We start from the raw sequence: 23,298 nt of genomic DNA, 5'->3' as shown, positions 1-23,298 counted from the left end.
AATCGTTATTTGCGACGTAATATATCGGTATATCCGATGATTCCTTCTCATGACCCCTGACCAACTTATAACCTTCGCGGCCGTCGCCGAGCATCTGAATATCAGTCGTGCCGCGCTTGCACTTTACCTCTCGCAGCCGGCGGTGTCCGGGCAGCTGCGCCAATTGCAAGACGAATTTGGCGAGCCGCTCTATCGACGAAACGGCCGCGGGGTATTGCTGACCCCGAGCGGGAAGCAGCTCGCCGAATATGCTCAGCGCTTGCGCGAAACATATCGACAAGCCCATGGCTATCGCGACGCGCTGCGCGGTTTCGCTCGGGGCGCGCTGCGCATCGGCGCCAGTACGACGCCGGCAAGCTATCTGCTGCCCTATTTGATCGCGGCATTTCAGCAACGCTTTCCCGAAGTTGCGATCCAGACAGCGGGCGGTAACACGGCTGACATCGTCGGCTCGCTGGATTCGCTCGATATCGCGATGATCGAGGGGCCGGTCAACCTCGGGTTGCCGCAGGGCACGGGGGTACATCGTTGGCACGAAGACGAGATCGTCGCCATCGTTCCGCGCGGCCATCCGCTCGCCGGGCACGAGCGCGCCGGAGCCGGCACTGTAACGTTCGCTCAGCTTGGCGGCTTTTCGTTGGTGCTACGGGAAGAGGGCTCAGGGGTGCGCCAGTTGGTGGAACAGGCGTTCGCTGCGGCGCGCACGTCGCCGCAGGTTGCGCTCGTCGTGGCTGGCGTGGAAGGGGTCAAGGAGGCGGTCCGCGCGGGCATGGGGGTCGGTTTCGTCTCGCTTATGGCAATGCGCCACGAGGACGATGCGTTGACGCGCCTCTCGCTTGCTCCCAAGCCGTTGACGCGTCAGTTTTCGATTCTGGTACCGCACGAAGGCGCGCCATCGCGCGTGGCGGCGTCGTTTCTCGAAATGTGTTTGTTGTCCGATGCGGCGCACGGGCGGCTGGCTGACGGCGGCGCGCGGGTTGCGTCAAGGGGGCGTTAGGTCTGTCTACTCCGCTTGCGGGGTATTAGCGATAAGTCGGGCAAGCACCTGTGCCTTTAGTTCATCGTCTGGCAGTTGCGTCGCCAGTTTCACGACGCGTGCAAGCGTTTCCTTGCTCATCACGGGGGCCCCATCTGCAAGCCCTTTCAGCGCCGCGGCCATCTTCCGCTTGTCTGTCATGCCGCCTGCGGCATCAACGAGGCGCTCGCGCTGTGCTTCGTCCAACAAAGCCATTTCGTCGCCAAGCGCGGCGATTGCACGCGCCGAGCCCTCTTGGTCGTGAAGGTCCACAGCGGCATCGACGAGAAGCCCGCGCAACTCTTTGCTCAAAGCCGGTAGCCCGGGCGTCAGACCGGCGATTGCTGTTCCCTTGGCCCAGTGGTTTTGAAGCCCGGTTGTTGCGGTCACGATGCGTTCGTGCTGCTTGATGTCCAGTTCGGCCAAGTGCGGTCCCAGGCCGGCGATGCCATCCGCTTTCGCCTGTTCGTCGTCGTCGATATCAAGCACAGCGTCGACGATCTGCGCACGGTGCGGCTTACTGAACATCACCATGTTCGACGCGAGTATGGAAAGAGCACCTGCCCGAATAAAGGTGAAATGAACTTTTCGCGCATGGTCGACGAGGCGACCGCGTTGAGTCTCGCTTAGAGCGTACGCGCGGCGTACGAGTTCGGCGAAAGGAGTCGGGCTGTACACCATGTCGACCGAAACGACTGCATCGATGAGCCGACCGCGCTGCGTCTCGGTCAAGCAACTCACGCCGCACGCAAGATGGGCGATTGCCGCCGCTTTCTCGTTCTTGGACTCAATGCCGATCGCAGCGTCGATGACACGGTCGCGCTCAGTTGGCGGCAGCAACGGAAGCATAGAGGTCACCTCCGGCCACATCTTCCACATTCGCCGCGGTTCGGCCAACGCGGCGCCGACGAATTGGCTCGCGGCGCCCGCGAGGCCGTCCGGCTCCTGCGGCTCGCTGGCTGATTCAGGGCTGCCGCCCAGCCGGACGCGGGGCGTAGCGTCCCGGCGCAAGTCAGCAATTCCGCTCAATGGCCCAGTTGGCTTTGGTCGTTGTGCCGGCTCGGGTGGTCGCGCCTCGACTTCTGGGATTTCCGGTGTAGGGTTGCTGCGCGCGGCGGAGCCGGCTCCTTCGATTGGTGATGTCATGGCAGAAGGTTGCGCGCCGAAAAGGGTGTTGCGGCGCACTGTGTCTGGAATATGGAGATGGCCGACAAAACGCGCGGCGATGACATTGGACGATACGGCTTTATCGGTTCCCATATGCGCGGCTGCGCGAATGTGCGGCCAAGCTCGCGAAGCGGCTGTTTCTGCATGTCGGGATTTCCTCTATGGCAACGTCGTGTCTTCGACGGCATCATTGCGACATCGAGCGCTGCGGCGGTCGATTTTTTAAACATTAAATGGAACCGGTTCCATTTGAGAGGTGCCCGTAACCGGCGGACGAAAAGGAGAAGCCACCGATGGCAGAAGTGGTGATTGTCGCCAGCGCCTTCGGCGTCGACTCGATTCGACGCGAAGGTCATGGCGCCAGGCTGAGCACGACGGCTGCAGCGGGTGCGCATGGCATCGAGGTTCGCCGCGAACTGTTCGCCACAGACGCCGACGCGTCGCACGCCGCGCTGGCGCGACTGGGCGCTGACGCGCGGGCACGCGGCCTATGGACCGTCTACTCGGCACCGATGAGCCTTTACGCCGATGGCCGTCTAGCCGCCCACACGCTTGCGGCAGCGCAAGCCGAAGCCGATGCGCTCGGTGCGCGCTTTCTCAAGCTGCAGTTGGGCGAATTTGCAGGCGATGCCGATGCCGACGGCATAAGACGCGCGACCGAAGGCGGGCGGGCGCGGCTTCTCGTCGAGAACGGGCAACGTCCGGAAGATGGCGCGCTCGAGCAGTTCGTGGCATTGTTTCACGCGCTCGAACGGGCGGGAGAGGGCGCACGCGATCTCATCGGCATGACCTTCGACATCGGAAATTGGCAGTGGACGGGGCAAGCCCCGCTCGCCGCGGCGAGCGCGCTCGCGGCTCACGTCGAGTACATCCATTGCAAGGATGTCGCCGGCGAGGGCGGGCGCCGCTTCGCCTGCGCACCGGCGCTCGACGATCCATCGTTTCCCGCTATCTTCGCGTTGTTGCCGCGCGCCGTGCCGCGCGCAATCGAATTTCCGCTCGATGACCGGGCGCTCGCCGAGGATGCCGTGCGACGTGTTGCCTGGCTCGCTGCCGTTTGAACCAAGGAGCCCTTTGAGATGCCCTCTGCAATTGATGTCCTCACCTACGGCGAAGCAATGGCGCTGTTCGTCGCCGACGAGCCCGGGCCGCTCGCCGAAGTCAGCCGATTCACGAAGCGCGTCTCGGGGGCCGATCTGAACGTGGCCATTGGGCTTGCGCGGCTAGGCTTCAAAGTCGGCTGGATGAGCCGCGTCGGCGATGATTCGTTCGGCCGCTTCGTGCTCGATACGCTTGCCAAAGAGGGCATAGACGCGACGCGCGTCACGATCGACGGCCGCTATCCGACCGGCTTTCAGCTCAAGTCGAAGCAAGACGACGAGCGCGACCCGAGCATCGAATACTTTCGCAAAGGGTCGGCTGCAAGCCACCTGTCGGTAGAGGACTATGTGGCCGACTACGTGCTCGCGGCCCGGCATTTGCATCTGACCGGCGTGGCGCCCGCCATTTCCGCGTCGTCGCACGAACTCGCATTTCATCTCGCCCGCGAGATGAAGGCGGCGGGCAAGACGATTTCGTTCGATCCGAACCTGCGCCCGACGCTGTGGTCCTCGCGCGCGGCGATGGTTGAATCGCTGAACCGGCTCGCCGCGCTCGCGGATTGGGTGCTGCCCGGTCTCAGCGAGGGTGCGATTTTGACGGGGCTGGATTCACCAGAAGACATTGGGGCGTACTACCTCGACGCCGGTGCGCGTGGCGTCGTCATCAAGCTGGGGGCGAGCGGCGCCTATTATCGGACAGCCGATCGGTCAGGTTACGTGGCGGCACAGCCGGTGGCTAATGTTGTGGACACAGTTGGCGCCGGCGATGGGTTCGCTGTCGGGGTGGTGAGCGCCTTGTTAGAAGGTCGCGATGTCCCGGACGCCGTCGCGCGCGGTAATCGGATCGGCGCACTGGCCATTCAGGTCATTGGCGATTCGGAAGGTTTTCCGACCCGCGAGGAACTTGATCGTCTGGAGCGGCTCGCTGCGCCTGCTTGAAGCGTACTTCGAGCGTGACGGCTACGCCGTGGAACACGCGAATAACGACCGCCTAAGGAGACACTGATGCTACCAACGCCACTCGCCGCCCGCCGCTGGTGGACGATCATGCCGATCGTCTTCATCACCTACAGCCTCGCTTATCTGGACCGCGCGAACTACGGCTTCGCCTCCGCCGCGGGCATCAACAAGGACCTAGGCGTAAGCCCAGGGCTGTCATCACTGATCGGCGCACTGTTCTTTCTAGGCTACTTTTTCTTTCAGATCCCCGGCGCGATCTACGCCGAACGACGCAGCGTCAGAAAACTAGTGTTCGTGAGCCTGGTGCTGTGGGGAGGCTGCGCTGCGCTCACAGGTATCGTGACCAACATCCCATCGCTCATCGCCATTCGCTTTCTGCTAGGCGTGGTCGAAGCGGCAGTCATGCCAGCCATGCTGATCTTCATCAGCAACTGGTTCACCCGAGCCGAACGCTCTCGCGCAAACACGTTCCTGATTCTAGGCAACCCGGTGACGGTGCTGTGGATGTCAATCGTCTCGGGCTATCTCGTCCACGCCTTCGGCTGGCGCGAAATGTTCGTCGCCGAAGGGCTGCCCGCCATCGTGTGGGCGCTCTGCTGGTGGAAACTGGCGCGCGACAAGCCGCACGAAGTACAGTGGCTAGCGGACGACGAAAAACGCGATCTCGAAGCCGTCCTCGCGGCGGAACAAGCCACCATCAAGCCGGTGCGCAACTATCGCGAGGCGTTTCGTTCGCCAGCCGTCATCAAGCTCTCAGCGCAGTATTTTTGCTGGAGTATCGGCGTCTACGGCTTCGTCCTCTGGTTACCCTCCATTCTGAAAAACGGCTCGGCCCTAGGCATGGTCGCAACCGGATGGCTCTCGGCACTGCCCTATCTGATGGCGACCATCGCCATGCTGGCCGTCTCGTGGGCGTCCGATAAGCTTCATATCCGTAAGGGCTTCGTCTGGCCGTGCCTGCTCGTGGGCGCCGCGGCGTTCGCCGCATCGTACGGTCTCGGCACGACCCACTTCTGGCTTTCGTACGCGTTGCTGGTCGTGGCGGGCGCGGCAATGTACGCGCCCTACGGTCCGTTCTTCGCCATCGTGCCCGAACTGCTGCCCAAGAACGTGGCAGGCGGCGCGATGGCGCTAATCAACAGCATGGGCGCGCTCGGTTCGTTCGTCGGCTCCTATGTGGTCGGCTATCTGAACGGTGCCACGGGCTCGCCCGCCGCCTCTTATGCCTTCATGAGCGCGGCGCTCGTTGCGTCGGTCCTCTTCACGCTTGCAGTGAAGGCGCAACCTGAAAACGACGCGACGCTCGCTCAGCACGCTCGCGCTCACGCGCCAGGAAAATGACCCGATGCTGCCTCGAATCGTTGTCTACAAGACCTTGCCTTCCGATGTGCTAGCTTCGCTGCGCGAGCAAGCGCAAGTGGAGTTGATCGACCCGGCGGCGTTTGCCTCGCGCGACGCATTCTCTGCAGCGCTTGCACACGCATTTTCCGAAGCCGACGGCGCCATCGGTGCGAGCGTCAAGATAACGCCCGCGATGCTCGAGGGCGCGAAGCGGCTGCGCGTGCTGTCGACGATTTCCGTTGGAGTCGATCACTTCGATGTCCCCGATCTGACGCGGCGCGGCATCGTGCTGACGCATACGCCCGACATCCTGACGGAATCGACGGCCGATACCGTGTTCGCTCTCATTTTGGCAACCGCGCGCCGCGTGGTCGAACTCGCGCAATGGGTGCGGGCAGGGCATTGGCGCGGCAGCATTGGCGAGGCGCAATACGGCCTGGAAGTACATGGCAAGACGATCGGTATCATCGGACTCGGACGCATTGGCGGGGCGGTTGCGCGCCGCGCCGCGCTCGGCTTCGACATGCGCGTGCTCTATACGAACCGACACGCCAACGACGCTGCTGAGCAAGCCTATGGCGCGCGCCGCGTGCCGTTCGCGCAGTTGCTCGCCGAAGCTGATTTCGTCTGCCTGCAAGTGCCGCTCACGCATGAAACGCAGCGGCTCATCGGCGCCAACGAACTCGCGTCGATGAAACGCAGCGCGATTCTGATCAACGCCTCGCGTGGCGCAGTTGTCGATGAAGCAGCGCTGGTCGACGCGTTGGCAAACGGCACGATCGCAGGCGCCGGGCTCGACGTATTCGAGCACGAGCCACTTTCCGCCGATTCGCCACTGCTGCAAATGCATCATGTCGTCGCGCTGCCCCACATCGGTTCGGCAACGCATGAAACACGGCATGCAATGGCGTGCGCAGCGGCGCAAAACTTGATCGAAGCACTCGCCGGCCGGCTTGCGCGCAATATTGCAAATCCCGGCGTGCTCGCGCGCTAGCGCTTCGCCACGCCGAATATCGGCCGTTCGTCACCTCTCAAACCAGCTAGGTCGCCCGCGCGCTACGCGGGTGGTGCCGCGTGCAACGCTGCGCTATGATGCCGCCACCGTCCGAGTCGGAAAGCGCGCCACGGCGCGCTTTTTCTATTGTTTGCCGCTTGACGGGCCTCTACTGTCCCTACTGGCCACTACGGGGCTCTTATTGAGCTCTATTTCCCACGAGGAGATTACCGTTGGTACACGCATTTCCGAATTCGTCGCGTCAAGCGGAGGTCGCCCGATGAACGTGCGGCCGCCAGGCGTGCCGCGTCGCGCGACGATCAGCGACGTCGCGCGCGAAGCCGGCACGGGTAAAACGAGTGTCTCGCGGTTCCTGAATGGCGAAACAAATGTGTTGTCGGCCGAACTGCGCGCACGTATCGAAGCCGCCATCGCGCGCCTCAACTATCAGCCAAACCAAATGGCCCGCGGGCTCAAGCGCGGCCGAAACAGATTGGTCGGTATGCTCGTGGCCGATCTGACGAATCCGTATACCGTCGAAGTGCTGCGCGGCGTCGAAGCCGCATGTCACGCACTCGGGCTCATGCCGCTCGTATGCAATGCCGCGAACGAATTGGAAATGGAGCGTCGTTATCTCCAATTGATGACGACCTATCGCGTCGAAGGGGTGATCGTCAACGCGCTCGGGGTGACCGAGGAAACGCTGCAGGCGCTGGGCGCGGGCGGCACCCCTGCGGTGCTCGTCGATCGCACCGTAACCGGCCTTGCTGCCGACATGGTCGGGCTCGATAACGACGCGGCCGTCCAACTGGGTATGCGGCATCTGATTGCACAAGGGTTCGACGATATCAGCTTCGTCGTCCAGCCCTACGAACACGTCAGTTCGCGGCGCTTGCGCCAAGCCGCGTTTCGCGCGGCCCTCGATCAAGAGCAGCACGAGCGTCCCGAACGTGCGCCGCAAGGGCGTACCATCGTGCTCGATCTTGCCGACGCCGAGGCGGTGAGCCGCACGCAGGCCGAACTCGACGCCCACCGTCGGACGTCGTCCGCCAGCAGCGGCAAGCGCATTGCTTACTTTGCTGCGAACGGGCCCGTCGCGCTGTCGCTCGCGCTGCATTTGCATGCGTGCTACGGCGCGCATTGGCAGGAGCACGCGGCGCTGATGGCGATCGACGATTCGGAGTGGGCCGAGCTCGTCGGCGTCACGACGATCCGGCAGCCCACCTATGCCATTGGCTACCGGACTGTTGAATTCCTGAACGAGCGCATCGAAGGGATGACCGAGCCCGCGCGCGAGGCGATCCTGCCTGGCGAGCTCGTGGCGAGAACGTCGACGCTGCGACCTTGAAGCGCCGCGCTTGCCGCCAGATACCACACAGATATAGATAGACAGCCCGAGAACCCGGGAAAGAGAACGCCACGATGGAAGCCAATCGATACGAATTCGCGGACGCCGAACTCGAGGCGCTCGCGCGCGTCATCTGCGATCTCTTTCCGGAGCAGACGCTGTTCGTCGAGCGCACCGCCGCCGGTGGCACGACGCAACTCGCCGTTCAATGGGTCGCGATGCGTTTTGGGCCGAGCGCACGGCGCATGACGCTGGCCGTGAGCTTTGCGCCGCTGGTGTATGCGCGCTACCGCGCGATGCCAGCGCACGGCCGGGCGCGCAGCTATGCCGTGCTGCGTGCGTATGTCGAAGCGGCACTGGGCTCGCTCGAGGAACAGTATGCCAACGGCGAGCCCGTGCCGCGGGAGGTCGAGATCGAGTTGGCGGACGAATTCGCTTGATATCAATGTGAATTGCGAAGGCCCGTTCAGCGCGCACGCCGATAAACGGCAGCAAAGCGCTCGGCCCGCACGACGCCGTAATCGCCGGGCGCGTATTGCACGACCCAGTCGCCGGCATCACCGTTTAGCACGTCACCGTTTGCCGAGCGAGCGATCGAAAACGGAACGGTCATGCACTTGGCGAGGACCACGACGGGTTGGTTGTGATAAGAACCGGCTTCTCCATGCGCCGCGGTCTGAGCGGCTGGGACATACTTCGCATCGAAACGCTCGCGTTCGACCACCCAGCGTGCGCCGCCCGTTCCGGTGATCAGCGCATCGCCGTTCGCGTAGCGGTTCGGTCCTTCGAGGCTCATCAGTTCGCCGGAAGCCGACGCAAATTCCACAGTGACGGTTTCGTCTTTCACATATCGGCCGGCGGCATCGTCGCTGCGCAGATCGAGGTCCTTCAGTTGGATCATCACAAAAGCTCGGGAGCAGGCCACAGGGCCAAAGGCGTGAGCGTAGCCGGAAAGCCGGCGCGGCGCACGCCTTCATTGTGCAAGTGATGAATGGATGCGGATAGTGCTATGGCTGCTGCGCCGGCTTTTGCAGTTTCGGCATCGGCCCGCGATGATGATGCTGCCCCATGCGCTCGCGGAACGTCGTGTCCGCTGCCCGTTTTTGCTCAGCGGACAGGCTGTTATATAGCGGCTCGAACGCCGCAACGAGCTTTTTCGCGCCGTCGGCATGCGCCTGCGTGATCTCGGCGTAGTTGCGCATGTTGTCGAGCGCTGATTGCGACGAGGCGTCCTTCATCCGCTGCTCGTAGCGCTTGCCCATGGTTTCGCCGTCTTCGCGCATCGCATCAGCGAATGCTTTCCACTGCGTTTCTTGCGCCGGGGTGATCTTGAGCTGCTTGTGCAGATAGGCGATGCGCTCTTCGATGCGTGCCTCGTGCTTCGAAGCGGGCGTGGCGGGCATGGCTGATGTGGCAGGCATCGACGCACCGGGAACTGCAACCGGCGCCGACGCTTGGGCGAATGCCCCATTTGCGGCCACCGCGCATGCAAGTATAAAGACGAGTCTTTTCATGGAAACTCCTTTTGTCGTGTGGACAACGGTATTTGTACCACCGCGGCAACCAATGCGTTCGCAAATGAGATACGCGCTTACAAATGAAACGACCCGGTAAGGGCATGCCTTGCGCCGCGCGATCGGCGATAATGCGCCGCGTATCCCTTCATAAGCGGCCCCGAGCCCTTCATCGATGAGACCTCCGCGCCTCGACCAACTGGACGACCTCGACCGCAATCTCGTTGCATTGCTGCAGGCGAACGCGCGCGAAAGCGTTGCCAATCTCGCGCGCCGGTTGGGCGTTGCGCGCACGACGATCCTCGCGCGAATCGAGCGGCTCGAGCGCACGCAGGTCATTGCAGGCTACGGCGTGCGCCTTGGGCAAGACGTGCTCGATGCGAGCATCAACGCTTACGTCGGCATCATCCTTGCGCCGAAGAACGGACCAGACGTGCAAAAGCGCTTGGCGAAGATGCCCGAGGTACAGCTGCTTTGCGCGGTGAGCGGTGAATACGATTACGTCGCCTGGCTGCGGGCCGATTCGCCCGAACGCCTGAACGAGTTGCTCGATCAGATCGGTGCGCTCGATGGCGTCGAGCGCACGACGACCTCGATCATCCTCGCCCGCAAAATCGATCGCGGCACGATGGGTTGACGCCACGAATCACGGTGAAGCGGACGGCGTTCGACGAAATGGCGTGTTCGATCGTCGTTCCGACGAAGGCGCCCGCATTGCACGGCACTTTGCGTCTGTTTTCTGTTTCTGCGCCTCTCTACACTGTTTGGAAGCGCTGAACGCCGCTTGCGAAGCGACGAGCCAGCACATCCAGAAAACAGAACATGAAGGAGAAGCGCATGAGAGTTGCCATCGTCGGAGCTGGGCTGATTGGTCACACCATCGCCCATATGTTGCGCGAAACGGGCGATTATGAAGTGGTCGCATTCGATCGCGACCCGCAGGCCCTGGCAAAACTCGCGGCAAGCGGGATGGTGACTCAACGCGTCGATTCCGCCGACGCCAATGCGCTCAAGGCCGCCCTGCCTGGTTTCGATGCGCTGATCAACGCATTGCCTTACTACCTGGCAGTCAACGTGGCCGCCGCGGCGAAAGCAGCGGGCGTTCATTACTTCGATTTAACGGAAGACGTGCGTGCGACGCATGCGATTCGCGCGCTCGCTGATGACGCATCGCACGCGTTCATGCCGCAATGCGGTTTGGCGCCCGGCTTCATCGGCATCGCTGCACATGAACTCGCGAATCGATTCTCGCAAGTGCGCGAAGTGAAAATGCGCGTGGGCGCGTTGCCCGAATTTCCGACCAATGCGCTGAAATACAACTTGACCTGGAGCGTCGACGGCCTCATCAACGAGTACTGTCAACCTTGCGAGGCAATTCGCGACTCGCGCACGCAGTGGGTGCAGCCGCTCGAAGGCCTCGAGCATTTCTCGCTCGACGGCACCGAGTACGAGGCGTTCAATACCTCCGGTGGCTTGGGCACGTTGTGCGAAACACTAGGGGGGCGCGTCGAGTCGCTCGATTACAAGTCGGTCCGTTATCCGGGCCATCGGAATTTGATCCAGTTCCTGCTCGAAGATCTGCGGCTCGCGAGCGACCGGGATACATTGAAATCGATCATGCGGCGTGCCGTCCCATCGACATCGCAAGACGTGGTACTGATTTTTGTGACTGTCACCGGCACGCGCGATGGTCAACTGGTGCAGGACGTCTTCACGCGCAAGATTTTCGCGAAGGAGGTCTGCGGTGTGCCGATGAGTGCCATCCAGATCACGACGGCGGGTGCAATGTGCGCCGTGCTCGACCTGTTCCGCGCGGGCGAGTTGCCGCAACGCGGATTCATCCGCCAGGAGCAGGTCCCGCTCAAAGCGTTTCTCGCCAACCGTTTCGGTCGGCTGTATGAGGGAGAAACGCTGCAAGCGCTGACAACGGCGTAGAACCGATAAGCGTCACGGGAGGCGGTCTTTAATCGCGTTGACATCGCTCAGCACACTGGCGTCGGCGTATTCGGGTACGAGGTCATCAAGCGCAAGGTAAGCATCCTCGAACGCAGCCTCGCGCTGCTCCTTGCCCCGCAGATAACGCGAGCAGGTTGCGAGCTCGATCAACGGCTCGGCCTGAAATTCAGCTGGTAGTTGCGTGATTGCGTCCTGGAGGTCCTGGAATTGCGCGACCTTCTCGGCGCGGCTGCCCGGCACATCGGCGAAGCAGGCCGCCAGCGCGGTCAATGGCTCGACCTGATCTAGGGGTAGCAGCTGTCTGGCCGCGCCGAGCACGTCCGCAAACGCCGCCGTCTTCTCCTCGGCGGCAGCAAAGCGCAAGACGTTGTTTGCAAGCACCATCATCGGCTGGGCCTGATGCTCGGGGGGCAGGCGCGTGATCGCACGGTAGGCCAGCCGCCATGCCGTCATCTTGTGCCCCGGGGTCCGCAGGCCAACCAGACGGTATACCAGCGTGGTCAGTGGTCCATCCTGATGTTCAGGGGGCAGTTGCGTGACGGCATCGACGAGCGTTTTAAATATCGTCATCCACGGCTCGCCGGGCGGCAGTGCCGGAACGCAGGATATCAGCGCGTTCAACGGCCTGATTTGGCGTTCGCGTGGCAAGCGTATGACGGCGGCGAAAGTGAGCTGGAATGCCGCTAACCGCTGTTCATCGGTCGACAGGTAACGCGTGCTGGCTGCGAGCTCCGTCAACGGCTCGACTTGTTGCTGTGGCAGGGCCATCACGGCGTCGAATAAATCCAGGAATACATTGCGAAACGCATCCGCCGTCAGCCGCTGCTCGCCGACCGCCAAGCTGCTCATGCATTCGGTAAGCGCCGTTAGCGGCGCGGCTTGGAGAGCAGCGGGCAGACTCGTGACGGCACCGAAGACGGCTCTGAACGCTGCTTCGTGTTTGCCGCGAGGCAAGTCGAAAATGCTGCTCACAAGCTCGAGCAATGGCCCGAACCGATCTTGTTCGACCGGCAGCGCTTGAATCGCTTTGACTGTCGCATGCAACGCGGGCGCGCGTTCACTCTCCTGCAGACTCGGAATTCGATCTGCCAGCACTTTGAGAAGCTCGCTCTTGTGCGAATCAGGCAGGTTGCGGATCGATACGCTGTCGTCCTTTCGCACAGGCGCGTCACGGCGGAGTATGTCCAGCACATCGGCTAGATGTTTCGCGCCAATCGCTTTGGCCGTCAGGTGGTCGTTGATGCGCGCGATGTACGCCGCCCGCGAGTGTTCGAATGATGCTCGGCGGTCCGGCTCCGGCTGCGCGTGCTGCAACGGTCGCAGCCGTGCGTCGGCAAACGGGTTTGTGGGTCGACCATCGATGTCGTCCGTATGGCCGGGCTCGGGACCGGGCTCGGCGTCATCGCCACCCCGTACGCCATCTCCGCCGCCAATGCGAGGCGTCATGTTCGCAGGCTTCCTTTCAGTTGTTGGAAGGCCAGCTATACGCGATTGCCTGGCGGACTAAACGGTACGATACGAAGCAACGCACCCGAACGCGAAAAGCGCAGCGGGCGAACGGCGTGCCCCCGATTCACGTGGGGCTTTCGGCCACGATGGCGCGCAAGAGCGCATCGAAATCGGTGGTGGTCGGTGCAGTGTTGTCGAACATCAGCAGGCCCTCGCGCGCGGCGCCGCTCGGCACAAAGCGGCGCTGACGATACTCGTCCCAATGAGCCAGCTTGTAGGCATCGTTCGGATTGCGGCGCGCGACGATGCGCGCATGAGCGGTCTCCTCGGAGGTCGATACCCACACGATCCGGATCGCGATGTCGTCGTTGATGCCAAGCCATTTTCGATCGAAGAGCCGGCGGTCGCGGATCTCGCGCGACAGCGGGCCAACCACGACAGCGCTAATACCAAGCTCCAGATTCTCGCGCGCGGTATCGAGGAGCCCCCGATATTCGGGCTCGCGCAAGTGCTGCAAGTACAGTGGACTATCGCGATCGTTCGGGTCGCCGGTCAGCGCACGCATGGCCGCGGCGCTGTAGTTGCCGTAGAGCGTGTCTTTGTCGAGCAAGCAAAACGCTTCGCTCGTCGCTCGCATGAGTGGGCCAATGAGCCGCTTCGCGAGCGTGGTTTTGCCCGTGCCGGCATGGCCGCAGAAAAAAACGAGGTGGGTCACGAATCGATATCCTTCGAATTCAGCGCGAAATCAGCGGGAAAGGGTGCTCCCGTACGTATGCACTCGATCATCCGCACGAAGCTCGCATCGCGCAAGGGGGACGGCTAGGGTTCTCGCCGCGATGGCGGCGCAACGGGGCCGTTAAACTGTCATGGCTTTCATTCGTCCACCATTCGCAAGGACCCGCTCATGACTGTTCCGCACGATGCTGCTCGTTTGTTGATCGACCGGCTAGGCCTTGCTGCACACCCGGAGGGCGGCTATTACCGCGAAACGCATCGCGATGCCGCGCATGTCGCCCGCCTTGGGGCCGACGGCGCCGCCCTCGGCGCGCCGCCTCGCTGCGCATCGACGGCCATCTATTACCTGTTGGCCGATGGCGCTTATTCAGCGTGGCACCGAATAGACGCGGACGAACTGTGGCACTTCTACGCGGGCAATCCACTCGACATCCATATGCTCGATGAAGCGGGGCAGTTGACCACCCAGCGGCTCGGCAACGCGCTCGTGCATCCGGACGCCGCGTTTCAGGTGCGGGTGCCGGCGGGCTGCTGGTTCGCGGCCGAGTGCGTTCGTTCGACGGATGAAAGCGCCTCGTTCGCGCTGGTCGGATGCACGGTGGCGCCCGGGTTCGAGTTCTCGGCCTTCGAGTTGGCCGACACGCCAGCGCTCGTTGCCGCTCATCCGTTCCACGCTGCGCTGCTGCAACGGCTCGCGCCGGGCGGCCCGCGGCCGGCTACCGCGAGCTAGTGAAGCGGATTGTCGGCAGATTCACCGACGACGGTCGTCCAAGGCCTGATCTGCCAGCCTGTGACCACGCCGTTGAGCACGTAGGGATCTTTCTTCGCGAAGGCGTCGACGATTTCCTTGCTCTCGCATTGGAACAGCAGCACCGACCGATCGACGGGGTCGCCAAGCGCGCCGCCCAGCACGAGCTCACCGCGTTCAACGGCCTGCCATGCGTAACTCAGATGTGCAGCGCGAAACTCGGCGCGCCGTTGCAGATAGTCGGGCGCAACGTCGTAAAAGAGCAGAAAGTGCATGGTCAGTCTCCTTTTGATTAGTGAACATCAGGGCTCGAGCAGCGACGCTCATCTTAGCAGGCGGCGTGAAAATCGCCGTGAACGCGCACAGGCACGCTCGATGCTGAATCACTCTCGATCGCATCGGCTGCGCCGGCGAACAAATGGCCGGCCGCCAGGGGGAACACACTGACACTCAATTCAGATGCGCATTGCTCAAGTTGCCCCGTTGTACGAAGCCGTCCCGCCACAGGCGTATGGCGCTACCAAGCGCGTGATTCATTATTTGACGGAAGAATTGGTACGCCTCGGCCACGAGGCCACGCTTTTTGCCACGGCCGATTCGACGACCTGCGCGGAACTCATCCCGCTCTGCGCGCGCGGGCTATGGCGCGACGCCGAGGTGTGGGACACGCTGACTCATCATGTGCGGCAACTCGAGGCCGTCATGCAGCGCGCGGAACGTTTCGACGTCGTGCATTTTCATGGCGACCCGCTGCATTTTCCGCTTGCGCGGCGCTTGCGTTGCGCACATCTGACGACGATGCACGGCCAATTGCTGACGGCCGATCACGGGCCGCTCTTTCGCGAGTTCGCCGAAGCGCCGCTCGTTTCGATCTCCGGCGATCAGCGCCGGCCGCTTCCGTGGGCGAACTGGCGCGCCACGATTCATCACGGCTTGGCGCGCGCCGCGCTGCCGTTTAACGATGCGCCGGACGACTACCTGTTGTCTCTGGGCCGCATGATGCCGCAAAAGCGGCCCGATCTCGCGATCGAGATCGCCCGTCGCGCGGGGCTGCCGCTCAAGATGGCAGCAAAGGTGCATCCAAGCGAGACCGATTATTTCCGCAGCCGGATCATGCCGCTCATCGACGCGAATAAACATTTTGTCGACTATCTCGGCGAAGTCGGCGGCAGCGAGCGCGTCGATCTGCTCTCGCATGCGCGCGCTGGTATTTCCGATCGAATGGCCAGAGCCGTTCGGGATGGTGATCATCGAGGCGATGGCGTGCGACACGCCCACAGTGGCATTTCGCGCGGGCGCGGTGCCGGAGATCATCGAAGACGGAACGACCGGATTCATCGTCGACGACGTTGACGAAGCAGTAGCGGCTCTTGAGCGCGTTCCGACGCTTTCCCGCCGACGCTGCCGCGAGCGCTTCGAGGCACACTTCACGGCCGAACGTATGGCGGCCGAGTACGTGTCGGTCTATGAGGGCCTGACGTCGTCGCATGCGGCGCATCGGGGTATCCCCGAAGAAGAGCGAGAAATGCGCGGTGAGTAAGCTCCGGGTAAGTGAAGCCGATTAGCTTAGGCACTCGAAAGCGCATGCGAGAGAACATCGCGCGACCTGATCCTCGTCCGGGCTTAAGGCGACCTCGATGCGTCGCCCTTGAGCCCGCGTGTTCAACGTCCATGTATGGAGAAGATAGTGAGTCCTATCGAATCGGTCCTGCGCGAGGGCCGCGTATTCGCTCCGCCCGCTGAGCTTGTGGCCAACGCGACGATTTCGGGCGTGGACGCGTACCGCGCGCTGGTCGAGCACGCGGCGCGCGACTACGAAGGTTTCTGGGCAAAGCTCGCTCGTGAAACGCTGAGCTGGCACCAGCCGTTCACGAAGGTGCTCGACGAGTCGAACGCGCCGTTTTACCGCTGGTTCGAAGACGGCCAGCTGAACGCGTCGTACAACTGCCTCGATCGCCAAGTGGCCAATGGTCATGCCGACAAAGCAGCGATCATTTTCGAAGCCGATGACGGCACCGTCACGTCGGTCAGCTATGGCGAGCTGCTGCAGCGCGTGTGCCGGCTGGCCAATGCATTGAGAGCGCGCGGTGTGGGCAAGGGCGAGCGCGTGGTCATCTACATGCCGATGTCGGTCGAGGGCGTGGTGGCGATGCAAGCGTGCGCGCGCATTGGCGCCACGCACTCGGTGGTGTTCGGCGGCTTCTCGTCGAAGTCGCTCAACGAGCGGCTCGTCGATGTGGGCGCCGTGGCGCTCGTCACGGCCGACGAGCAAATGCGCGGCGGCAAGGCACTGCCGCTCAAGAGCATTGCCGACGAAGCACTGAGTCTGGGCGGGTGCGAGGCGGTCAACAGCGTGATTGTCTATCGGCGCACGGGCGGCGCGGTGCCGTGGCAAGCCGGGCGCGATGTGTGGCTGCACGAGATCACGCAGGGTGAGGCCGACACGTGCGAGCCCGAGTGGGTGAGCGCCGAGCATCCGCTGTTCGTGCTGTACACGTCGGGCTCCACGGGCAAGCCCAAGGGCGTGCAGCACAGCACGGGCGGCTATTTGCTGTGGGCCGCACAGACGATGAAGTGGACGTTCGACTGCAAGCCCGCGGACGTGTTCTGGTGCACGGCCGACATCGGCTGGGTGACGGGCCACACTTACATCGCGTACGGGCCGCTCGCGTGCGGCGCGACGCAGGTCATGTTCGAAGGCGTGCCGACCTATCCGGACGGCGGGCGTTTTTGGAACATGATCGCCAAGCACAAGGTGAGCATTTTCTATACGGCGCCCACGGCCATCCGCTCGCTGATCAAGCTTGCCGATGCTAACCCGCAAGTTCATCCGAAACGCTACGACTTGTCGACGCTGCGGGTGATCGGCACGGTGGGCGAGCCGATCAACCCCGAGGCGTGGGTCTGGTATCACGAGAACGTGGGCGGGTCGCGGTGTCCGGTCATTGACACCTGGTGGCAAACGGAGACGGGCGGGCACATGATCACGCCGCTGCCGGGCGCCACGCCGCTGGTGCCGGGCTCGTGCACGCTGCCGCTGCCGGGCATCGAGGCGGCGATTGTCGACGAGACCGGGCAGGACGTGCCGCACGGGCAGGGCGGCATTTTAGTCGTCAAGCGGCCTTGGCCCGCGATGATCCGCACGATCTGGGGCGACCCGGAGCGCTACAAGAAGAGTTACTTTCCCGACGAGTTGGGCGGTCGGCTCTATCTGGCGGGCGACGGCGCGGTGCGCGACAACGAGACGGGCTACTTCACGATCATGGGCCGCATCGATGACGTGTTGAACGTGTCGGGGCACCGCTTGGGGACGATGGAGATCGAATCGGCGCTGGTCTCGAACCCGTTGGTGGCGGAGGCGGCGGTGGTGGGGCGGCCTGACGAGACGACGGGCGAAGCGGTGGTGGCGTTCGTGGTGCTCAAGCGCACGCGTCCGCAAGGCGAGGAGGCGGTGAAACTGGCCAACGAGCTGCGCGCCTGGGTGGGCAAGGAGATCGGGCCGATCGCCAAGCCGCGCGATATCCGTTTCGGCGAGAATCTGCCGAAAACGCGCTCGGGCAAGATCATGCGGCGATTGCTGCGCTCGCTGGCCAAAGGCGAGGCGATTACGCAAGACGTCTCCACGCTCGAAAACCCCGCTATTCTCGATCAGCTTAGTGAGGTGCGTTGAGAGAGCGAGTAGACGGATGAACACAAGCCCGGACCTTCGCGGTGCCGGGCTATTTTTTCCGCCGTTGCAGTCAAGACAAGCCGTGCCCCAGTGCGGGCACGATCGACGCGACGAGCAGCACGGCCATCGTCCAATTGAACCCGCGCAGCACGATCGGCTTCGATAACAAACGTCGCACGCCGAGACCGCAAGCAGCCCAAACCGAGATGCTGGGCAGATTCACGATCGCGAACGCGACGGCAAGCAGCACTGCGTTCACGAGCAAATTAGCGTGTAGATGAAATGCGGTGACGCCAGTCACGGCCATCATCCACGCCTTTGGATTCACCCACTGAAACGCCGCTGCCTGCACGAACGTCATCGGCCGCCCGTCAGCGGTGCCGAGCGACAACGACCGCGAGGCGGCAATCTTCCAAGCGAGATACAACAGATAAGCGACGCTCACTGCTTCGAGCGCCGTATAGAGTGCCGGCACACGCGCGAACAACTGACCCAAGCCCAGGCCGATCGCGATCATCATCACCATGCAACCGAACGTAATGCCGGCCATATGCGGCAATGTTCGGCGAAAACCAAAGTTGACACCCGAGGCCAGCAGCATCGCGTTGTTCGGACCAGGCGTGATCGACATCACGAGCGCAAAAGTCATCGCGGCGGACACAACGCCATAAGGCAAAGCAAGCATTGCAAAGCTCCTCATCTCATCTCGACATCTCGATAATCTCGACCCGACTGGACGTGATACGAGGGACAGTCTATCCGGTCTTACCGATACGGTACCGGTACAGATGAAGGGTTAATCGACAGTACGGGTCTGTGGCGTGAGGGCATGCATGGCGCTCCGCGGTGGTCTGGCGCCTCGGGAAAACACTGAGCCTGTAGTGAGCCTGTAGTCAGACTACTTCCATAACATCAGTAGTTATGCAATCTGCTTACGTCGATGGTACCGGTCCCTTTACGAGAGTGGCTCGCTGGTCCCTATGTCGCCATGGCGCGTTCGCCTTGCATCAAGATTGCCGGTGCCTGTCTGGTGTCCCGGAGCCACATGTTTCGGAAAATCATGACAGCCGGTGTTGTTCCGTAGCATCCCCCAACGTTCACGGAGAAACATACATGCAGGTTTATCGTTGGCCAATGGCATTGCTGTTGACGGCTGCGTTCGCGACCGCTCATGCGAGCGAGAGCGATACAGCCATCATCCCCGCCCCATCGTTTATCGCCCCCGGCATCGACTTCACCGCGCATCGCCGCGCCGACGCGCTCGTGAGGCAAATGACGCTCGATGAGAAGCTGCAGTTGATCCATTCGAAATATCAAATGAGTGACGTGCCGGGTGGCGGAGCCGGCTACATTCAAGGCGTGCCGCGCCTTGGCATTCCCGATCTCAACATGGTCGATTCGGCGACGGGCTCGGGCAGCACCTCGCAGCCCAGCACCACATTCCCGGCGACGATCGCGCTGGCCGCAAGTTGGGACCGTCACTTGTCGTATGACTTCGGCGCGCGAATTGCCAAACAATTGCGCGCTCAGCGCTTCGGCATGGGGCTTGGCGGCGGGACCAATCTCGCGCGTGAGCCGCGTGGCGGACGCCTTTTCGAATACCTAGGCGAAGACCCGGTGCTGGCCGGCGAGATGTTGGCTGCACGCACCGTCGGTACGCAAAACCAGAAGGTCATTGCAACGATCAAGCATTTCGTCGGCAACGAACAGGAAACCGGCCGTATGGGCGGCAACAGCCAGATCGACGAGCGCACGCTGCGCGAAATCTATCTGCTGCCGTTCGAAATCGCCGCGCGACAAGCCCGCCCGGGCAGCGTGATGTGCAGCTACAACCGGCTCAACGGCACCTATGCGTGTGAAAACACGCACGTGTTGACCGATGTGCTCAAGCACGACTGGGGTTTCGAAGGGCAGGTCCAGTCCGATTGGGGGGCGGCGCATAGCACTGCCGCGTCGATCAACGCCGGGCTTGACGAAGAAGAAGATGTCGGTCCGACCGTGTTCCTCACGCCCGACGCCGTGAAGCAGGCGCTCGCGAATCACCAGATCACCGAGGCGCGGCTCGACGACATGGTGCGCCGCAAGCTCTACGTCATGATTCGCACCGGCGTATTCGATGACCCGCCCAAAGGCGGCGCAATCGATTTCGCGGCTGGGCGCGCGTTTGCCCAGGCGGCCGCGGAACAGTCGATCGTCTTGCTGAAGAACGACAACGGGCAATTGCCGCTTGCCGCGCAAGCGCTCCGGCGTGTCGCCGTGATTGGCGGGCATGCCGATACAGCGGTGCTCACAGGGGGTGGCTCGGGTAATACACGGGCCCCTTACAGCGGCAATTTTGCTGGCTGCGGCGGTTTAACGTTTGGCACCGCAACCGGTTGCAGCTGGTGGACCAATCCTTGGCTCAAACTCGATGTGCCGATCGCCAAAGCGATTCAGACGCTCGCGCCCACTGCGCAAGTAAGCTTTGCAGGCAACAGCGACCAGCAGGCTCCGTTCAGGGCCTATACGCAACAGGAGATCGACCAGGCTGTAGCGCTCGCGAAACAGTCGGACGTCGCCGTGGTCGTGGTTGCGCAGGCGTCGGGCGAAGATTTCGGCGAACTGAAGAGCCTGAGCCTTGCGAATCCGACGAATCAGGATCAACTCGTGGAGGCAGTCGCGGCTGCCAACTCGCATACGATCGTCGTCGTCGAAAGCGGCAATCCGGTACTGATGCCATGGAAAGACCGCGTCTCGGCGATCGTCGAAGCGTGGATGCCAGGCGAGGGCGGCGGGCAGGCAATTGCCAACGTTCTGTTCGGCAAGGTCAATCCGTCGGGCAAGCTGCCCATCACGTTCCCGGCGCGCGACCAGGACACGCCGACCTGGGGTGCCGACGGCACGTTGCAGACCGATCCTGTGTACTCCGAAAAGCTTGACATGGGGTATCGCTGGTACGACGCGAAAAATATCGCACCGCTTTTCGAGTTCGGCCACGGCTTGTCGTATACGCACTTCACCTATTCGAACCTCTCGGTGCGTCGTGGTCCCGGACACATGCTGATGGCGAGCTTCACGGTGAAGAACGACGGCAAAATGGGCGGCGCCGATGTACCGCAGGTTTATCTCGGCGTGAACTATAACGGCGAGCCGCCCAAGCGGTTGGTGGGATGGAGGAAGGTCTATCTGAACCCGGGCGAAGCGCGGCAAGTGGAAGTTCCGATTTCCGAGCGGATGCAAAGCGTGTGGGACACGTCGCGCAGCGATTGGAAATTCGTGCCGGGCAGTGCGGTGTATGTCGGTGCGTCCTCGCGTGATATTCGTTTGCAAAGACGGTAACGAGAACGCTGCCGCCGCCGCGCCGCTTAGCGCGCGCAGCGGCGGCAGGGCGCGGGCTTTTTAGTTGTGAGCGTCCGGTATTGTCGCCAAGCGTGCAGCAGGCGAGCGCAGAATCACGCATGCCTGTATGACGAAGGCGAATACCGCGGCGATCAGACACGGCGCGGGTCCGGCGAAACCGCCGAGCACCGCGCCGATCAATGCACCGAGCGGCCGCGCGCCATAGGTCGCGGTACTGATCAGTGCCGACACGCGTCCCAACATCGATTCCGGCGTAATTGCCTGCCGGAGGGTCGTCGAGCTGATGGTCCAGAGTATTGGCCCGGCACCGAGTTGAAAATAGGCGGCTGCCGCAAGCCACGGTGACGGAACGACCAGCGTCGCGCAGATCGTCAACGATGCCGCGAGCCCGCATAACGGGCCGATGATGATCATCTGGCCAAACCGTATGGCGGTTGCCAGGCGTGGCGCAACCAATGCGCCCGCCACCATGCCGGCGCCGTAGGCGGCCAAGGTGGCGCCGACACCGGCAGGGGACAAGCCGAGCGCTCTACTTGCATACGGCACATAGACGGCTTGAATCGTGAAGAAGCCGACGTTGAAAAACACTGCCGTCAGGACGATGGCCCGCAGCAGCGGGTTCAGCGCCACGAAGCTTGCCCCGTCGCGCAAGTCGGCGAAGAATTGCCGCCGCGGCGCGGGTTTGCGCGGCGGTTCCGCGATTCGCCCCAGCAGCAGCGCCGCGATGGCGGAGAGGATTGCCGCCACGATGAACGCGGCGGCCGCACCGATTTCACCGACGAGCAGACCGCCGAGCGCGGGGCCTGCCGCATAGGCGACGCTGCGTGCGAGCTCGGTGCGTCCGTTGGCAGCGGCCCAGGCATCGCGGGGCACCAGCCCGGTGATCAGCGATGGCGCCGCGACGTTATAGGCGACCGTACCGCATGCGCCGATAAAACCGCATATGGCCAGCAATGGTAACGAGACAGTCGCCGTTGCGAGTGCGGCGAGCACGACGAGCAGTGCAAGCGCACGGACGGCTTCCGCTCGATACATCAGCTTTCGGCGCGAGGACTTGTCGGCCCACACGCCCAGCGGCACCGATAGCAACAGAAAGGGCAGCGTCTGAGCCGTCTGCAGCCAACCTGTTTGACCGGCACCTGCGCCAAGCGTGAACACAGCAACCATCGGCGCCGCAGCAAGGCCGATCTGCTCGGCTGACTGGGCGGCTAGGTTGGACCACGCGAGTCGATGGAAAGCGGGCGTCAGGCCTGCGACGGAACGGGAAGGGGCGGCTCGGACATTCATCGTGCGATCTCTGGGCTCGGTTGACGAGCCTCATGATCGCAATACAGTTAGGCGCGTGCGCCCCGATTCTTGCGGTTTCGTTCCGAGCCGGCCACTGTCACGGCCAACCAATGCGACGGCTATCGTTGATATCGTTGAGCACGAGGACGAGATCAGGTTTGCGTTCAGAGGCCTGCACGAGAGGCGACGCATCGGCCCATCGCTCAGCTGTGACGAACGAGAAATCCTTTCCGCATCTCGGCAGCGCATCAACCAACGCATCAATCGCCCGTTCAACGTGGCTAACGGGCGCAGGGCCATGGTCATCAAATATCGATTTCAACCCGTTGCCTTCGTCACGCGTCGATTGCACGGCGAATCGGCTGGCGATGGCCACATGTCGGGTGTCCTCCATTGCAAGCTGGGCCACCACATCTTCAAAGCTGGTGACAACTCGGGTACCGTCCAATCGATAAGCTCGCACGCTGCAGTGCCTCAGATCTTCCAACGCGGTAGTTAGCAATCCTCTACGGAACTTCTCCGCCTCGCTCGCAGGGCGAGCTTGGGCCGGCCGGCTGCCTGCAGGGGCAGGTTCAGCCGGCCGCTGGGGGAGACCCGGCGGACCGCTGAAAGCAGCAGGTACCTGTGGGGGCGGCGTCGAAGCGACGGATACGCCGTCGCCGTCCGTCGCGGGTA

Annotated in this window: 21 protein-coding genes and 1 pseudogene; 13 read left to right on the top strand and 9 right to left on the bottom strand. The window is 62.8% G+C overall.

Annotation, left to right across the window (positions count from 1 at the left end; all coding sequences use genetic code 11):
• Positions 1-49 precede the first annotated feature (49 nt).
• On the top strand, positions 50-997 hold the full coding sequence (locus ACSQ20_RS09640; RefSeq protein WP_436019311.1) for a LysR substrate-binding domain-containing protein: 948 nt from the start codon (positions 50-52) through the stop codon (positions 995-997).
• Positions 998-1,003: 6 nt separating this feature from the next.
• On the opposite strand, the gene ACSQ20_RS09635 is transcribed toward ACSQ20_RS09640, so the two are convergent.
• Positions 1,004-2,275, bottom strand: a complete 1,272-nt coding sequence (locus ACSQ20_RS09635; RefSeq protein ID WP_436019309.1) for a hypothetical protein — start codon at positions 2,273-2,275, stop codon at positions 1,004-1,006.
• 200 nt (positions 2,276-2,475) lie between these two features.
• Here ACSQ20_RS09635 and ACSQ20_RS09630 point away from each other — a divergent pair, with 200 nt between their 5' ends.
• The 6 genes from ACSQ20_RS09630 (at position 2,476) to ACSQ20_RS09605 (ending at position 8,365) form a co-directional block, all read left to right on the top strand.
• Positions 2,476-3,243, top strand: coding sequence for a sugar phosphate isomerase/epimerase (locus tag ACSQ20_RS09630; protein WP_436019307.1), 768 nt, complete (start codon positions 2,476-2,478; stop codon positions 3,241-3,243).
• An 18-nt stretch (positions 3,244-3,261) separates the two neighbouring features.
• Positions 3,262-4,221, top strand: a complete 960-nt coding sequence (locus tag ACSQ20_RS09625) for a sugar kinase (RefSeq protein WP_436019305.1) — start codon at positions 3,262-3,264, stop codon at positions 4,219-4,221.
• Between the two features lie 66 nt (positions 4,222-4,287).
• On the top strand, positions 4,288-5,583 hold the full coding sequence (locus ACSQ20_RS09620) for an MFS transporter (RefSeq protein WP_436019303.1): 1,296 nt from the start codon (positions 4,288-4,290) through the stop codon (positions 5,581-5,583).
• A gap of 4 nt (positions 5,584-5,587) precedes the next feature.
• Positions 5,588-6,577 (top strand): 2-hydroxyacid dehydrogenase, encoded by a 990-nt coding sequence (locus tag ACSQ20_RS09615; protein WP_436019301.1) that lies wholly within the window; start codon positions 5,588-5,590, stop codon positions 6,575-6,577.
• A gap of 280 nt (positions 6,578-6,857) precedes the next feature.
• Positions 6,858-7,925 (top strand): LacI family DNA-binding transcriptional regulator, encoded by a 1,068-nt coding sequence (locus ACSQ20_RS09610; RefSeq protein WP_436019299.1) that lies wholly within the window; start codon positions 6,858-6,860, stop codon positions 7,923-7,925.
• Between the two features lie 74 nt (positions 7,926-7,999).
• Entirely contained in the window at positions 8,000-8,365 is a 366-nt protein-coding gene (locus tag ACSQ20_RS09605) for a DUF3022 domain-containing protein (RefSeq protein ID WP_436019297.1), read from the top strand.
• Positions 8,366-8,391: 26 nt separating this feature from the next.
• Here the strand turns inward: ACSQ20_RS09605 and ACSQ20_RS09600 are convergent, their stop codons facing one another.
• Both ACSQ20_RS09600 and ACSQ20_RS09595 read right to left on the bottom strand, forming a co-directional pair.
• Positions 8,392-8,826 (bottom strand): PGDYG domain-containing protein, encoded by a 435-nt coding sequence (locus ACSQ20_RS09600; protein ID WP_436019295.1) that lies wholly within the window; start codon positions 8,824-8,826, stop codon positions 8,392-8,394.
• 106 nt (positions 8,827-8,932) lie between these two features.
• A complete protein-coding gene (locus ACSQ20_RS09595) occupies positions 8,933-9,439 on the bottom strand; it encodes a Spy/CpxP family protein refolding chaperone (RefSeq protein ID WP_436019293.1) in 507 nt (168 codons plus the stop codon).
• Positions 9,440-9,614: 175 nt separating this feature from the next.
• Here ACSQ20_RS09595 and ACSQ20_RS09590 point away from each other — a divergent pair, with 175 nt between their 5' ends.
• A complete protein-coding gene (locus tag ACSQ20_RS09590; RefSeq protein ID WP_436019291.1) occupies positions 9,615-10,076 on the top strand; it encodes an Lrp/AsnC family transcriptional regulator in 462 nt (153 codons plus the stop codon).
• Between the two features lie 200 nt (positions 10,077-10,276).
• On the top strand, positions 10,277-11,374 hold the full coding sequence (locus ACSQ20_RS09585) for a saccharopine dehydrogenase C-terminal domain-containing protein (RefSeq protein ID WP_436019289.1): 1,098 nt from the start codon (positions 10,277-10,279) through the stop codon (positions 11,372-11,374).
• A gap of 12 nt (positions 11,375-11,386) precedes the next feature.
• On the opposite strand, the gene ACSQ20_RS09580 is transcribed toward ACSQ20_RS09585, so the two are convergent.
• Entirely contained in the window at positions 11,387-12,841 is a 1,455-nt protein-coding gene (locus tag ACSQ20_RS09580) for a hypothetical protein (protein ID WP_436019287.1), read from the bottom strand.
• A gap of 127 nt (positions 12,842-12,968) precedes the next feature.
• Positions 12,969-13,559 carry an AAA family ATPase gene (locus tag ACSQ20_RS09575; RefSeq protein ID WP_436019285.1) on the bottom strand — a complete coding sequence of 197 codons (591 nt, stop codon included), beginning with the start codon at positions 13,557-13,559 and terminating at the stop codon, positions 12,969-12,971.
• A gap of 189 nt (positions 13,560-13,748) precedes the next feature.
• Between ACSQ20_RS09575 and ACSQ20_RS09570 the strand changes: the two genes are divergently transcribed.
• Positions 13,749-14,309 (top strand): cupin domain-containing protein, encoded by a 561-nt coding sequence (locus tag ACSQ20_RS09570; RefSeq protein WP_436019283.1) that lies wholly within the window; start codon positions 13,749-13,751, stop codon positions 14,307-14,309.
• On the opposite strand, the gene ACSQ20_RS09565 is transcribed toward ACSQ20_RS09570, so the two are convergent.
• On the bottom strand, positions 14,306-14,602 hold the full coding sequence (locus ACSQ20_RS09565) for a YciI-like protein (RefSeq protein WP_436019281.1): 297 nt from the start codon (positions 14,600-14,602) through the stop codon (positions 14,306-14,308). The genes ACSQ20_RS09570 and ACSQ20_RS09565 overlap by 4 nt on opposite strands.
• Before the next feature lie 184 nt (positions 14,603-14,786).
• Here ACSQ20_RS09565 and ACSQ20_RS09560 point away from each other — a divergent pair.
• A pseudogene (locus ACSQ20_RS09560) lies at positions 14,787-15,867 on the top strand (glycosyltransferase family 4 protein).
• Positions 15,868-16,014: 147 nt separating this feature from the next.
• Positions 16,015-17,997: an acetate--CoA ligase gene (acs, locus tag ACSQ20_RS09555; protein WP_436019279.1), complete on the top strand. Its 1,983-nt coding sequence runs from the start codon at positions 16,015-16,017 to the stop codon at positions 17,995-17,997.
• A gap of 70 nt (positions 17,998-18,067) precedes the next feature.
• Here the strand turns inward: acs and ACSQ20_RS09550 are convergent, their stop codons facing one another.
• Positions 18,068-18,682 (bottom strand): LysE family translocator, encoded by a 615-nt coding sequence (locus tag ACSQ20_RS09550; protein WP_436019277.1) that lies wholly within the window; start codon positions 18,680-18,682, stop codon positions 18,068-18,070.
• Positions 18,683-19,110: 428 nt separating this feature from the next.
• Here ACSQ20_RS09550 and ACSQ20_RS09545 point away from each other — a divergent pair, with 428 nt between their 5' ends.
• Positions 19,111-21,315 (top strand): glycoside hydrolase family 3 C-terminal domain-containing protein, encoded by a 2,205-nt coding sequence (locus ACSQ20_RS09545; protein WP_436019275.1) that lies wholly within the window; start codon positions 19,111-19,113, stop codon positions 21,313-21,315.
• 60 nt (positions 21,316-21,375) lie between these two features.
• Here ACSQ20_RS09545 and ACSQ20_RS09540 read toward each other — a convergent pair whose 3' ends face one another.
• Positions 21,376-22,623, bottom strand: a complete 1,248-nt coding sequence (locus ACSQ20_RS09540; RefSeq protein WP_436019273.1) for an MFS transporter — start codon at positions 22,621-22,623, stop codon at positions 21,376-21,378.
• Positions 22,624-22,720: 97 nt separating this feature from the next.
• Positions 22,721-23,086, bottom strand: a complete 366-nt coding sequence (locus ACSQ20_RS09535) for a hypothetical protein (RefSeq protein WP_436019271.1) — start codon at positions 23,084-23,086, stop codon at positions 22,721-22,723.
• Between the last annotated feature and the right edge of the window lie 212 nt (positions 23,087-23,298).

Source organism: Trinickia sp. LjRoot230 (assembly GCF_964253315.1).
In the GTDB taxonomy this organism is placed as follows: Bacteria; Pseudomonadota; Gammaproteobacteria; order Burkholderiales; family Burkholderiaceae; genus Trinickia.
Note: the sequence above shows the minus strand (reverse complement) of the source record. Positions and strands in the feature narration are given on the sequence as shown.

Excerpts from the sequence above, each read along its gene's own strand:
- ACSQ20_RS09545 (WP_436019275.1), top strand. The coding sequence starts at position 19,111 with ATGCAGGTTTATCGTTGGCCAATGGCATTGCTGTTGACGGCTGCGTTC.
- ACSQ20_RS09625 (WP_436019305.1), top strand. The coding sequence starts at position 3,262 with ATGCCCTCTGCAATTGATGTCCTCACCTACGGCGAAGCAATGGCGCTG.
- ACSQ20_RS09585 (WP_436019289.1), top strand. The coding sequence starts at position 10,277 with ATGAGAGTTGCCATCGTCGGAGCTGGGCTGATTGGTCACACCATCGCC.
- ACSQ20_RS09595 (WP_436019293.1), bottom strand. The coding sequence starts at position 9,439 with ATGAAAAGACTCGTCTTTATACTTGCATGCGCGGTGGCCGCAAATGGG.
- ACSQ20_RS09570 (WP_436019283.1), top strand. The coding sequence starts at position 13,749 with ATGACTGTTCCGCACGATGCTGCTCGTTTGTTGATCGACCGGCTAGGC.
- ACSQ20_RS09640 (WP_436019311.1), top strand. The coding sequence starts at position 50 with ATGACCCCTGACCAACTTATAACCTTCGCGGCCGTCGCCGAGCATCTG.
- ACSQ20_RS09605 (WP_436019297.1), top strand. The coding sequence starts at position 8,000 with ATGGAAGCCAATCGATACGAATTCGCGGACGCCGAACTCGAGGCGCTC.
- ACSQ20_RS09620 (WP_436019303.1), top strand. The coding sequence starts at position 4,288 with ATGCTACCAACGCCACTCGCCGCCCGCCGCTGGTGGACGATCATGCCG.
- ACSQ20_RS09565 (WP_436019281.1), bottom strand. The coding sequence starts at position 14,602 with ATGCACTTTCTGCTCTTTTACGACGTTGCGCCCGACTATCTGCAACGG.
- ACSQ20_RS09540 (WP_436019273.1), bottom strand. The coding sequence starts at position 22,623 with ATGAATGTCCGAGCCGCCCCTTCCCGTTCCGTCGCAGGCCTGACGCCC.
- ACSQ20_RS09615 (WP_436019301.1), top strand. The coding sequence starts at position 5,588 with ATGCTGCCTCGAATCGTTGTCTACAAGACCTTGCCTTCCGATGTGCTA.
- ACSQ20_RS09630 (WP_436019307.1), top strand. The coding sequence starts at position 2,476 with ATGGCAGAAGTGGTGATTGTCGCCAGCGCCTTCGGCGTCGACTCGATT.
- ACSQ20_RS09610 (WP_436019299.1), top strand. The coding sequence starts at position 6,858 with ATGAACGTGCGGCCGCCAGGCGTGCCGCGTCGCGCGACGATCAGCGAC.
- ACSQ20_RS09635 (WP_436019309.1), bottom strand. The coding sequence starts at position 2,275 with ATGGGAACCGATAAAGCCGTATCGTCCAATGTCATCGCCGCGCGTTTT.
- ACSQ20_RS09590 (WP_436019291.1), top strand. The coding sequence starts at position 9,615 with ATGAGACCTCCGCGCCTCGACCAACTGGACGACCTCGACCGCAATCTC.
- ACSQ20_RS09580 (WP_436019287.1), bottom strand. The coding sequence starts at position 12,841 with ATGACGCCTCGCATTGGCGGCGGAGATGGCGTACGGGGTGGCGATGAC.
- ACSQ20_RS09550 (WP_436019277.1), bottom strand. The coding sequence starts at position 18,682 with ATGCTTGCTTTGCCTTATGGCGTTGTGTCCGCCGCGATGACTTTTGCG.
- ACSQ20_RS09600 (WP_436019295.1), bottom strand. The coding sequence starts at position 8,826 with ATGATCCAACTGAAGGACCTCGATCTGCGCAGCGACGATGCCGCCGGC.